The 12,118-nt window shown below is 35.9% G+C and carries 13 protein-coding genes; all 13 read right to left on the reverse strand.

Features of this window, described 5'->3' with window-relative positions; translation table 11 throughout:
• Position 1: 1 nt before the first annotated feature.
• Entirely contained in the window at positions 2-1,315 is a 1,314-nt protein-coding gene (locus ACQY63_RS07300; protein ID WP_428244956.1) for an ABC transporter substrate-binding protein, read from the reverse strand.
• Positions 1,316-1,431: 116 nt separating this feature from the next.
• Positions 1,432-2,985 carry a response regulator gene (locus tag ACQY63_RS07305; RefSeq protein ID WP_302690012.1) on the reverse strand — a complete coding sequence of 518 codons (1,554 nt, stop codon included), beginning with the start codon at positions 2,983-2,985 and terminating at the stop codon, positions 1,432-1,434.
• Positions 2,979-4,742 carry a sensor histidine kinase gene (locus ACQY63_RS07310; protein ID WP_428244957.1) on the reverse strand — a complete coding sequence of 588 codons (1,764 nt, stop codon included), beginning with the start codon at positions 4,740-4,742 and terminating at the stop codon, positions 2,979-2,981. Before ACQY63_RS07310 ends, ACQY63_RS07305 begins: the two co-directional genes overlap by 7 nt.
• Positions 4,743-5,066: 324 nt before the next feature.
• Positions 5,067-5,219 carry a hypothetical protein gene (locus ACQY63_RS07315; protein ID WP_296965646.1) on the reverse strand — a complete coding sequence of 51 codons (153 nt, stop codon included), beginning with the start codon at positions 5,217-5,219 and terminating at the stop codon, positions 5,067-5,069.
• A gap of 506 nt (positions 5,220-5,725) precedes the next feature.
• Entirely contained in the window at positions 5,726-6,955 is a 1,230-nt protein-coding gene (locus ACQY63_RS07320) for a tyrosine-type recombinase/integrase (protein WP_055291087.1), read from the reverse strand.
• 9 nt (positions 6,956-6,964) lie between these two features.
• Positions 6,965-7,246, reverse strand: a complete 282-nt coding sequence (locus tag ACQY63_RS07325) for an excisionase (RefSeq protein ID WP_428244959.1) — start codon at positions 7,244-7,246, stop codon at positions 6,965-6,967.
• Positions 7,212-7,439, reverse strand: a complete 228-nt coding sequence (locus ACQY63_RS07330; RefSeq protein WP_002594705.1) for an excisionase — start codon at positions 7,437-7,439, stop codon at positions 7,212-7,214. The genes ACQY63_RS07325 and ACQY63_RS07330 overlap by 35 nt, the downstream gene beginning before the upstream one ends.
• A gap of 99 nt (positions 7,440-7,538) precedes the next feature.
• Positions 7,539-7,745 (reverse strand): excisionase, encoded by a 207-nt coding sequence (locus ACQY63_RS07335; protein ID WP_002594704.1) that lies wholly within the window; start codon positions 7,743-7,745, stop codon positions 7,539-7,541.
• Entirely contained in the window at positions 7,732-8,298 is a 567-nt protein-coding gene (locus ACQY63_RS07340; RefSeq protein ID WP_428244960.1) for a type II toxin-antitoxin system PemK/MazF family toxin, read from the reverse strand. The genes ACQY63_RS07335 and ACQY63_RS07340 overlap by 14 nt, the downstream gene beginning before the upstream one ends.
• A 105-nt stretch (positions 8,299-8,403) precedes the next feature.
• A complete protein-coding gene (locus ACQY63_RS07345; protein WP_055291085.1) occupies positions 8,404-8,991 on the reverse strand; it encodes a hypothetical protein in 588 nt (195 codons plus the stop codon).
• Between the two features lie 556 nt (positions 8,992-9,547).
• Positions 9,548-10,261: an ImmA/IrrE family metallo-endopeptidase gene (locus ACQY63_RS07350; RefSeq protein WP_240386305.1), complete on the reverse strand. Its 714-nt coding sequence runs from the start codon at positions 10,259-10,261 to the stop codon at positions 9,548-9,550.
• A 142-nt stretch (positions 10,262-10,403) separates the two neighbouring features.
• Positions 10,404-11,003, reverse strand: coding sequence for a transcriptional repressor LexA (gene lexA, locus ACQY63_RS07355; RefSeq protein ID WP_002587849.1), 600 nt, complete (start codon positions 11,001-11,003; stop codon positions 10,404-10,406).
• Positions 11,004-11,191: 188 nt separating this feature from the next.
• Positions 11,192-11,959, reverse strand: a complete 768-nt coding sequence (locus ACQY63_RS07360; protein ID WP_002594697.1) for a zinc ribbon domain-containing protein — start codon at positions 11,957-11,959, stop codon at positions 11,192-11,194.
• Positions 11,960-12,118: the final 159 nt, after the last annotated feature.

The following is a 12,118-nucleotide window of genomic DNA, read 5'->3' on the forward strand; positions in this document are numbered from 1 at the left end:
ACTATTTACCATTAATTGCTGCCTTATGTTCTTCTATAAATGCTTTTACATCTGCTCCATCTGCAAATAAAGTCTGTACCTGTTCATTATGTACTGCTGCAGGTTCTGCTTCTAAAGATGTATCCCATGCAAGTACGCCCTGCTTTCCTTCTGATAATAAATCTTTAATCTGAATAAATAATGGATTTAACTTGCTTTCGTCTGCTTTTGTTTTCCATCCACTAAATCCTGAACCTGTTTCGTATGATGCAACACCCATTTTTTCATTAATGTAAATGGCAAACTTTGCTGCTTCTTCTTTATATTTTGTGTTATTGTTTACCCAGAATGATTCAACGAATCCACCACAATAATCTGTTGCTTCACCTTTTCCATCTGAAATTGTAGGAATCTTTAATGCTACAACATCTTCTGGTTTTACTGTTGCTGCCTTGTCAGTGTATACATTGTTAGCAAACCAACTTCCCATAATTCTCATTGCTGCTTTTCCATTTTCAAATGCTGCATTTGCATCATCGTTACCCTGTTCTAAAGGATTGTCGCCAAATGCACCCATTTCATATAAATCTTTTACTTTTTCTGCTGCTTTTGTGTAACCTTCGTCACCGAATTCTTTCTTTCCTGATAACATTTCGTTTACACCTGTTGCTCCAACTTCTCTTAACGCTAATGCCTGATATACAAAAGCTGCATTCCATCCGTCCTTTGCTCCTGCAGCCATTGGTGTAACGCCTTTTAATTTTTCTAACTTCTTAACAGCATCTGCTAATTCATCATATGTGTTAGGAAGCTTTGCGCCAGCCTTTTCAAATAATGCCTTATTGCAGAACAATGTCATGTACCATGAAAACATTGGAACTGAATATAACTTACCATCATATTCAAAGGCTGATGTTGAGCCTTCCATCATATTTGACTTAACTTCATCAGTTATGTAATCATCCAAAGGCATTACTTTTCCCGCATCAACTAGCTTCTTAGCTGTGCCTGCGCCCCACCAATAAAATACATCAATACCCTTTGCATCTCCTGCAAATTCAGCATTAATTTTTGTTTTGTACGCTTCTGTGTCTAAAGTTTCTGTTTTGATTTTTACCTTAGGGTTTTCTTTTTCATACGCTTTTACAGCTTCTTCATATCTGCTCTTAAGTTCGTTAGTGTCGTTTGACCACTGGTGCCAAACATTTAAAGTGATTGTTCCATCATCACTTTTTCCTTCGCTGCTATCCTTGCTGCTTCCGCATCCTACCATTGAGAATGCCATTGTTGACGCTAAAGTAAGTGCCAACGCTTTCTTAAAAAATCTCTTTCTCATTGTATCTCCTCCTCAAATTTTATAACCAAAGTATACTTTATTCATAATGCCTATCTCAATTTAATATTTTGACTAAAAAAGGTTAAAAATTTTACTCAAATTTTTAACCTTTTTTATTATGCTCCTCTGTATTCTTTTATTGTTTGACCCGTTTGTTTTTTAAAACATATGCAAAAATAATGTGCATCTTTAAAACCAATTTTTTCAGCCACTTCATATACCTTCAGATTAGTTTCCTTAAGTAACTTCTTACTTGCATCAATTCTCTTCCTTGATACATATTCAACAAAACTCATACCATACGCCTTCTTAAACTCCCTGCTTAAATAACTCTCGTTTGTATATAAATCTGTTGCTGCTTTTTTCAAAGAAAGTTTTGAGTTATATAGATTTCTATTTACATATTCAAGTGCATCCTTAATTACATTTGTATTTCTTTTGGCTTTCTTCTGATTGTGGTACTCGCAAATAGTTTCAATGTATTTTTTTGTGCATACGGAAACGTCCTTTAAACTTGTAATTCCTCTTACATCACTAAACACCTTTTCTTCACTTATTAGCTCATATAAGTTTATTCCATATTTATTTAAAGTGGAACCTGCGCGCATAATCATTGCCATAGTCATTAATTTAAGATATTCTTCATCCGGAATTTTAGTATCTTTGATTACTTCTATATAATCGTTTAAATGATTTTCAACATTTTTCATTTTGCAGTTAATTATCGCTTCTAAAAATTCATCCCAGTCAATTTCTTTTTTTATGTTATTTTGATTCATAATTTTCTTGTATTCTGAATATCCAATAACTTTATTTCTGCCTAAAAGAACAGACGCTTCAATAGCTTTGTTGGTTTGATTGTATGACGTTGATATACCACCAAAGCCACTGTTTTCTTCACTAATTCCAATAGTTACACTTATCCCCATAGAATTAATTTTTTTATGCCAGTCATTAACATAAGCCATACATTCTTTCAAATCTGTATTCTCAAAAAGAATTACTATATTGTGCATAAAATGTACAAAGGAAATAGCATTTTCACCACTGTTATTTTGAATAAAATCGAACACCTTTCGATAGTTTTCTTTTTCCTGAGTCTCTGTGATTTTAATATTTGCACACACTACACCATCTAAAAGTTTTATGCAGTTATAAGTGTTCATTTTCTTTAAAGCTTCTTCTTCATCAATTCTTTTTTCTACTAATCTTAAAAGTAGACTTTCCTTTAGTATGTCATAATTCTTTTCCACACTTTCCTTAAGTTTTGCAACCTTTGAAGCTTCTTCTTTGATTTTGGCTAGTTTATTTTTTAAGTTGTTCATTACCTCTGCCAGTTCTTTTATATTAATAGGTTTTAGTAGGAACTCCTCCACTCCAAGTTTTATGGCTTTTCTAGCATATTCAAACTCTCTAAATCCGGTTACTATTACCACTTTGCACTTTGGATACTTTTCTAATAACTTCTCGGAAAATTCCAAGCCATCCATAACCGGCATATTTATATCTGTTACAACAATGTCTACATGATGGTACGCCATGTATTCCAATGCTTCTTTTCCAGAAGCCGCCTCTCCTACAATTCGAAAACCATTCTCCTCCCAGCTGTAGCCTTTGTGAATTAAAACCCGCTCTAACTTTTCATCATCCACTAATAGTACATTTAACATATATAATTTTCCCCCTTTATCTTTTTAACTGTTACAATTATTTCTGTTCCATTTCCAATTTCGCTTTGTATAATAACAGGATTTTCTATTTCGTATAAAAGTCTGATTCTCTGTATTAAACTGTGCAAACCAAAGCCTGATTTTCCTGTTATATTCTTCCCATGCAATATTGCCTCGACCCTGTCTTCACTCATTCCAACGCCATCATCTGACACAATGAAAATAATTTCATCATCCTGAGAAAAAGCTTTAATGCTTACAGTACCTTCCTCACCATTCAATCCATGATGGACTGCATTTTCAACTAACGGTTGAAGCAAAAGTTTTAATATTTTTTCCTTCTTCACTGACTCCTCTATCTGATAGTCCACCTTAATTTGATTGTCATATCTCATATTTAAAATAGTGATATAGCTTTTAATACTGTCTATTTCATCTTCCACAGTTATGTAATCAAGGCCACTGTTCAAGCTATTTCTATAAAAATTTCCCAATGCCTGAGTTATTTCAAAGCACTTTTCATTTTCCTTCATTAAGGCTAATGCCGACACTGCATCTAATGTGTTGTATAAAAAATGCGGATTAATTTGAGCGTAAATTATATCCAGTTTTCCTTTGGCAATAATTCCTTCCTCTTCTTTTACTTTGCTCATAAGTTTTTTTATTGACAAAATCATATGATTAAAAACCTGACGCAAGTTGGTTATTTCGTTTTCGTAATCATCACTTTCCATTGTAATAAACTTACCATTTTCTATTAATTTCATATGTTCTTCAATTTTTCCAATAGGTTTAAAAATCAAATACGTTAGCAAGGTTGAGCACAAAAATACAAATATAATGTTAAGACACATGATAATAATGATTACTGTGGAATAGTAAGGGGTTAATGCAGATATTTCATCAAGGGAAAATGTTCCTATTATTTTCCAATCCTGTATTCCCATATTATGACCTACAGCAATACATTTTCCTTTAGAAGTTTTTACTTCTTCAAAGCCTTGTGACATTCTTTTAGTATCTTTTGTATATTTAACAAAATTTTCCTGCTTGTTTTCCGGTTCGACAACGTATTCTCCTTTTGAATCCACAATGTAAAACTGATTTTTGTCATCAGAAACCTGATCAAAATATCCCTGTAATACATTTGGGTCAAGAGTTATTAACAAAGTTGCCAATGGTTTGTAATTATTTTTATCAACAATTTGTCTTACATAACACAAATAGTTATTATTTTGGTAATAATCAATAGTTCCATCGCTTCCTTTATAGAAAAAGCCATTTCCGTTTGCCTTTTCCATTTTTCGATACCAGTTAGTTTTCCTAATGTTTTTATCTATTTTTCTTGGTGTTTTCCTATAAGAGTTGTAACAATTATCATATTTGTCAAAAATGTACACACCTGAAATATAATCTCCCGATAATATCATATTAAACAAACTTTTTGTTATGCTCTTTTGGTATTCAATTTCAATATTTTTGGAATTAATCTTTTTCAATGAGCCCTGTACTATATCATCAAAATATATATATGTAGAAAGTTGTATTACATTTTCAAAAACAAGGGATAAGTTTCCCTGAACTGCACTAACAGTCTGTACCCCTGCTTTTCCAACTTCCATTTTGGTGTATTTGTTATTAACCACTGATACGAAAGTAAATGTTAGTGCAAACGATAAGATAAGTATAAGTATGTAAACTAAAATAATTTGAGTTCTTATTTTTAATTTTTTCCAGTATTTTGTTATTTTTTTCACCTTAGCCCCTTTATTTAATGTTAATTATATGTCCTTGTTGCAATTTTAGGGTTTAATGTTAGTTGAATATAGGGAAAAAATAAACTCCTCATTTTTTGTCAATGTATCTTTTTTTATATAATAGAAAGGCTAGGGCAAAGATTTTGTTATATATTTGCTTACAGTTATAGTGGGAGAATGGCTTTAATAAATCATGATACTGCTTTCGATTTTCGTCTTCTCACAAAGTATAAGTTATTTCTGCGACCTTATATACAAAATCATAATCACCCTGTAAACAGATATCTCCTTGGGTTACTATCTTTTTCATTTTATCAACCTCTTTTACATAATTTCTTTCATCTCTTCTTCATCTACTAAATTAGGGAACAAACATGAGCCATTGTCAAATATTGGAGCTATTGTATACTTATTGTCTTCTTTTATAAATCCCCAGTTAGCTCCATGACGATCAAAATTTCCAAGTAGAGCATCCATTATATATATTCTCCAACTAATATTTATTGAAGTAAGTATAATTTATATGTACTTTTAGGTCAGTAGAATTTCATTTTTATTCTGACTTATTTTTATTTTAAAAAACACTTCCTAAAAATCTCTTTTTAGAAAGTGCTTAATCTTTTTATTTAATAAATTATTTATCCAATTGCTTCATTGTCGGGACCCTTTTTGTGGTTCTTTCATACTCGACCAAGCTGGTGTTAATACTATTAGATTCTCCATATTCCAATTATCCCCCATACTTCATATTTTTGCTCTACTTTGAGTCACTTTGCGGGCAAATGATGTAAAATATGATGTAAATGATGTAGGGCGATAGTAGTATATGCAAGAGCATAGTCATATACAAGAAATTATAACTTCTCTTATTTACAATGTCAATCCACATCAAAGTAACGCAGCCTTATCTTTTCCTGCTTCAGAACAAGAAAAAAGAACACACAACACTCTGTATGTTCTCTCTCCGTATGTGAAGTCCAATATTATACTATGAAGTAGCTATCCAATCCTTTGAACTCTGCCGCTTTCATTTCCTTTGTAACATCAGCATAGATGTTCAGTGTGGTTGAAATGTCTGAATGTCCAAGTGCGTCTTGAATAACCTTTATATTTACTCCAGCTTCACACATTCTTGTTGTAAATGTATGTCTAAGCGAGTGACAGCTAAAATGAGGAAGTAACACATCAGGTTCATCACTGTGCAAAAACTGCTCATCATTGCAATCACGGATAATTCTTCGGATTGCTTTGTTGAGTGTGGCTTGGTGCTGTGCCTGACCAAAACGATTGATGAAAATAAAATCTGTATATCCGTCAATCGTGACCTCGCAATGAAGTCCTAAATCTTCCTGCTTCTGTTTCTCCTGTTCAAATGCTTCTCTCACAAAACCAAGCATTGGAACCTGCCTCATACTCGCCGGAGTCTTCGTTGTATTTACATTGAAATAACAGCCGCTTTTACTTCCCTTAGTCCTATGGTCATAATATACAAGAGTATGATTAACATCAATCATTCCACTTTCCATATCAATATCACACCATCTCAATCCGGTCACTTCTCCCACACGAAGTCCAGTTCCTATCATTACTGCAAAGACTGGATACCAGTGTTCATATACAGGGTGGGTTTTCAGGAAATTCAGAAATAGCTCCTGCTCCGGTTTCGTCAACGCTCTACGCTTTTCCGACTGAAAACAATGTGCTTTTTTCAATTCTCTCAACACATTATCTGACGGGTTATTTCTGATGAAGTCATCATCGACAGCAATCTGTAAAACCTGATGAAGAACCGTATGTATATTATCAATCGTTGAAGGCTTCAAATTTCTTTCATCAACAAGATAATTGTAGTATTTCTTAATATCTGATTTCTTCAGCGTTGATATTCTTTTACTTCCAATCACTGGTCGCACAAAGGTATTGTACATATATTTGTAATTTTCAAAGGTATTATTCTTCAGCCCTCTTTTCATATTTGCCCAAAGGTCAAATAATTCATCAATGGTTGTGTATCGTGCTTCGGTCTTAATACCATCACATTTATCTTTCTGAATACGCTTTTCTTTTTCTCTCAGGTCATCTAAAGTTCTTGCGTAAACAAATCTTCTTTTCATCTGGCTGTCCTGCCAGCTAAATTGATAAGTACCGTCTTTTCTCTGAACCTCTCCGGTTTTCAGAACAACCCTTGATTTATCTTTTCTTTTTGTCGCCATTGTGTCCTCCTAAATTCTAAACTGCTTATCTATATATTTGTCCAGTCGTTCCCTCACAATATGGATTTTATTGCCTATCCATATTGCAAAGGGACAACCTGCTTGATTAGACAACTCACGCAACTTCGTTCTTCCTATACCGGAATATGCTGCGGCTTCTTCGATTGTCAGCCACTTTCTTTCCCATATCGGTTCTTCAGCATTGCTTATGAGTTTTTCCTGATATGTTCTTACTCCGGCAAGTAAGCGTTCATCATCATTCAAGGAAAGTAAGTTTTTCAATGTATTCATCAAAAATCCTCCTCTTAATCATTCGACGATTTCCTATATGAAGAACAAATGGGCATTCTTCTTGGCTTGTTAGTTTTCTCAGTCTTTCTCTACCTATGCCAGAATATTCAACTGCTTCATCAATCGTCAAATTAGACTTATGCCATATCGGCACATCATATTTTTTTCGGATAATCTTTTCTGTATCTGCCATTACGGAAGCACCTCCTTGTTTTTTTCTGCCCTTATGATAATTTAAAATGAGCGATGAGCCTATTATGCGAACCGACCCATCGCACACTTTACAAATCAGCTATATCGAATACGCATTATCAAGATATTCGTCCAGTTTTCTTCTTTTAATCAGTCGCTTACTTCCATTCCAAAGAACAAAAGGGCAAAACTCCGAGTCGGACATTTCTCTTAATTTTCTTGAGCCAATACCACAATAAGCTGCGGCTTCTTCTACTGTAAGATTGGACTTCTTCCAGATAGGAATAATGATTTTATTTTCTGTCATTGCTCCCCCTCTTTTCTTTCTTGGATGAATATCTGTCGGTAACAACATAATCCCAACCATCCCCATCACACTTATCACATCTGTCTTTTCGCTTTGCAAATGGGTCAAGTCGCCTTACAATATAGTCCGGATTGTGGATGTAATCATTCAGGCACTTCGGGCATAGACAACGAATATTTTCTTTCCCCTCCGGCTTGTAAACCCAAAGTCCAAAAGTCTTTTTCAAAGTTGCGTTTATCTGCCTAAAAAGTTTATCGTCATCTACCGTACCTATGTATTCATGCAAATCCTCTCTATTGACTGTCCGTATCTGCTCCAGAAGAACCATTGACGGTTTCTTCAGTCCAAACTCCTCGCCAAGAATAATGTGTGATGGCAAATATCTTTTCTTGATTACACTTGTAACCGCTGCAACAATAATCGTTGGAGCATTCTGGTTATAATCGTCTGCCTGAACGACAAGCACCGGACGCTCTCCGCTTTGTACTGAACCACTGTTATCTCCAAAGTCATAGTAGAATAAATCCCCACGACAAATCATTTTTTCTTTCATATGCATAACCTCACAAGAATCTAATTTTTAAAGTGTCATTCGTATCCGGAATGAAATAACCCCTTCACTCATTTGGACAAAGGGTGCTGAAATGCACACCCAAAATCAGAGATTTTCATAAAATTTGATAAAGTTTTTCTTCGCCGCTGCAATAGACTTATCTACGGAGCTGTAATATACGCCCTCCTGCTTTGCAATCGCTCTGGAACTCAGACCGCAGCACACATTCTTCATAAGGCGTTCCCTTTGAAGTGGCTGCAACATTGAAAGTGCTATCCTTGCTTTCCTGATTTCACACTGACGCAATTCTTCTCTTTCCAGTTCAAGCCTTTCTTCCTCTGCTCTTTCAAACGGGTCGTCAAACATAATGGCAAGTTCTTTATGGAACTGTGAGGACATTTCATCGTCATATCCATAGCAGTCAAGTGTGCGACTGCTTCTCTTTGCATACTTGTCCTCATTTCGGTTTGCATCGTCAATTACCTCTCCCTGTGCAATGGAAAGATGAACAAACGGAGAATATCTTTCTATAACAAGGGGATACTTCTCCCAAAGCTCTTTTACCGATAATTCCGTAATAATCGCCCATCTTTCAGCTCCGGTATAACCGTTATATTCGTATTTAAGATTTATCAGTTTACAATCCTTTACAAATAATTCTTCTTGTTCTGTTAATGTAAGTTTGTTTTTCATTTCCGTAATCTCCTTTGAATTTTGAAAAATTGATAAGTTTCAAAATTCGGAGATTACGGGTACTCAGCTATCTGGCACTGCCATACGTTATAAAACATAAAAGTCCTTTCCCAAGTAAGGGAAAAGACCTAATACTGCACGAAGCATAATCGAATAAAACAGCAACAAAAAAAGCACCGTCGAATCTGGACAGCAAAGAATACTTCTATTCTTCACTTATCCGGCTTCGTACGGTGCTTGGTAGTTTAGCAAATAAATTGCTTATCTCCGCTTACTCGATTAGAAATCGTTTCGATATTTACTTGTAATCTTCATCGCCTGCAATTCCTGCCATATCCGTTCCTACGGATTCTGCGGAAGTAAGCGAGATTTAAGATATGGACATTCTTGCATTTCTGACACTTCACACTCAAATGTCCGGTTGCGTCTGAAAAAACTCTTTGTATCCTGAACCCACAAGTCGGGCAGAGAATATCACGCTCTTTCAGACTTTCTGCTTCTACTCTTGACAGAAGCAATCTCTTTTGTATTTCAGGTGCTACCTGAGTCTGTAACCTCATTGTGAAACACCTCCCAGATTTAACTCATTGGAAATGTACTCAAGGATATTGTGATACTCAAATAGCCCCATATCTCTCAATCTGATAACCAAGGCTGTATAAGATACTCCGATATAAGCTGCCATTCTGCGGATAACTGCTTTATCCTTTGAAGTAATGGTATTATCGCCATAAACTCTTATCGGATTTGACTGATTATATTTCGCCAAGGCATTTTCAATAATTCTTCTCGGCATAAGAAGCGAAGCTCCCATTGTATCTGCCTGCCACTCAACAGACGCAAACATCTGAGCCAGTTCCTCTTTGGAATAACTACGCTCACTGTCATACTCTGCATGAAAGCGTCCTTCACTCGGCATTGCATACATCTTACTCAAGATATGATGTGACGCTTCGTGTGCCATTGTAAATCTGCGACGTCCCTGCTCCTTTTCAGCAAGAAGAAATTTATCAAGTACGATGGTATCTTTCGGGAAAACAAAGGGAATAATTTTTCCGTCCTGATGTACCAGCAGTGGTGTTGCTCCATCTGCCAGAAAACCAATCCTGCCTGCATCATCTTCTGCGAAAGAAGCGTATTCAATTCGTAACATAAGAAATTCTGTAATGAAATGTTCTATGTCGATGGATTGAATCACTCGATTGCTAAACTTATTAGCATAAGCTGTTATCAAGCCTTCGCTGATTTCTTCCAACTCGGCTCTTGACATATAAATACTCAAGTTGTGTCCACCTCCGACTCCACCTTGTCCGGCGGTGCAACTCCTCCGGCAAAGTTCTGTTGTATTTCCGCACTATCCAAATTGATTAGATAGCGAATTCCTTCAAGTGTTCTCATTCGTCTGTCCTCTGCTATAGTTCTTTGATGATGTGACAAGCCACACCCTGAATGCAGCACTCATCTACAATGATGTCTTTCATCTTCTTATTTTCCGGATGGAGAATGATTTTCTTATTCTCATCATCTCTGAAGTAACGTTTCAATGTATTCTGATTATCCACAAGGGCAACTACTATATCGCCCTCATTGGCTTCTACCTGCTTTTTGACAACCACAAGGTCGCCGTCATCAATCCCTGCTTCAATCATAGACTGACCGCTTGCTCTTAATATAAAGAAATCTCCTTTGCCGAAAATAGCAGTAGGAAGTGATACATATTCTTCAATATTTTCTTCCTCATACTGAGGACTACCACAAGGAATAGAACCTACAATCGGTGTCTGTGTCTGTTCGCCACTGTACTTACGGGTCACATTGGTGCGAATCTCCTGCCCGTCGTACTCAATCATATTCTTCTCAGCCATTTCTACCAAGTATTTGTATGCTGTACCTCTGGCAATACCAACAGCTTCAGCAATCTTTGTAGTCGATGGGGATTGTCTGTTTTGCAGGTAATAATCCTCGATATATTTTTTTATCTCACTCATAAGTTCAGGACTCTTGCTTCTCATACCTGCACCTCGCTTTCTTTTCTATCGGAAGCAGTTTGCTTTCGATAGTTTTATTATACCTGATACGAAAAATTTTTCAAGTAGGTTTTTCGCAAAAGAAAAGAGGTGTCGCAATTTGCTAACACCTCAAAATTTCTTTGCTTGCACTGAAATCATTAACTCCAATGGCTTACTATTTTTCTCTATCCTCATCTTTTCTTATACAATACAAGTTCCGGATTCTTACCGTCTTCTTCATAAGTGCAAATAAGAATAAAATCCATATCTGCAACAACGCCGAAACATCTATCGCCGCCGTATTCACATTCAAGCTGATTGCCCAGATATGTCTTTGCCTCATTCAAAAACTTAGCCGCTTGCCCATTCGGAAGCCGGTACTCAAGATTCACATACTTTCCCACAAGGGTATTCAGTTTTTCCACCTTTGGCATTCCGTCAACATTCAATTCGTTAATTTCATTGATTAACTTTTTCTTGAATTCTTCAAACTGACCGTTATCACTAAGCTCATCATATTTCTTCCAGTAATCCAAAGTAGGAAGCAGCTCTTTCATATAAGAACGGGCTTGTTCCTCCGTGAAATTCTCGCTTACCATATTCTTAACACAAACTTCAATCAAATCGTCCATATCATTGTAAGTATATGTTCCATCGGCATAACACCACTTACAATAGTCCTCGTTGAAAGAACCGTCGTGATTGTGTCCAATAATATCATCATCTTCAAGCGGCATTCCGCAGCATTGACAAATAAGCTTTCTCGGTGAGCCTAAAAGTGTATTTATGGAAACATCTAATACTTTTGACAGCAATTTCAATGTTTCCGTATTCGGAACTGTTTCTCCGTTTTCCCAACGTGAAACTGCCTGACGACTTACAAAAACTTTTTCTGCAAGCTCATCCTGCGACATTCCCTTTTGAGTGCGAAGTTCAAGTATAACCTGTTTTGTATCCATTATGCAGTACCTCCCTTACACCTTTATTATAGTCTCACGCATTATCTCAAACAAGCAACTCGCAGTTGCTGTCCTTATTACTCAGCTTTTTCGTTCACGGCTAACAAATTTTCACAATAATAGTTTGGGTCGGTTGTATCCGCAGACGGATAAACTTCA

Origin of the sequence: Eubacterium sp. Marseille-QA0814 (genome assembly GCF_965119675.1) — a bacterium.
Classification (GTDB): Bacteria; Bacillota; Clostridia; order Lachnospirales; family Lachnospiraceae; genus Eubacterium_G.

Coding starts and splice junctions, on each gene's coding strand:
- ACQY63_RS07300 (WP_428244956.1), bottom strand. CDS start 1,315: ATGAGAAAGAGATTTTTTAAGAAAGCGTTGGCACTTACTTTAGCGTCA.
- ACQY63_RS07305 (WP_302690012.1), bottom strand. CDS start 2,985: ATGTTAAATGTACTATTAGTGGATGATGAAAAGTTAGAGCGGGTTTTA.
- ACQY63_RS07315 (WP_296965646.1), bottom strand. CDS start 5,219: ATGGATGCTCTACTTGGAAATTTTGATCGTCATGGAGCTAACTGGGGA.
- ACQY63_RS07320 (WP_055291087.1), bottom strand. CDS start 6,955: ATGGCGACAAAAAGAAAAGATAAATCAAGGGTTGTTCTGAAAACCGGA.
- ACQY63_RS07325 (WP_428244959.1), bottom strand. CDS start 7,246: ATGAATACATTGAAAAACTTACTTTCCTTGAATGATGATGAACGCTTA.
- ACQY63_RS07330 (WP_002594705.1), bottom strand. CDS start 7,439: ATGGCAGATACAGAAAAGATTATCCGAAAAAAATATGATGTGCCGATA.
- ACQY63_RS07335 (WP_002594704.1), bottom strand. CDS start 7,745: ATGACAGAAAATAAAATCATTATTCCTATCTGGAAGAAGTCCAATCTT.
- ACQY63_RS07340 (WP_428244960.1), bottom strand. CDS start 8,298: ATGAAAGAAAAAATGATTTGTCGTGGGGATTTATTCTACTATGACTTT.
- ACQY63_RS07345 (WP_055291085.1), bottom strand. CDS start 8,991: ATGAAAAACAAACTTACATTAACAGAACAAGAAGAATTATTTGTAAAG.
- ACQY63_RS07350 (WP_240386305.1), bottom strand. CDS start 10,261: ATGTCAAGAGCCGAGTTGGAAGAAATCAGCGAAGGCTTGATAACAGCT.
- lexA (WP_002587849.1), bottom strand. CDS start 11,003: ATGAGAAGCAAGAGTCCTGAACTTATGAGTGAGATAAAAAAATATATC.
- ACQY63_RS07360 (WP_002594697.1), bottom strand. CDS start 11,959: ATGGATACAAAACAGGTTATACTTGAACTTCGCACTCAAAAGGGAATG.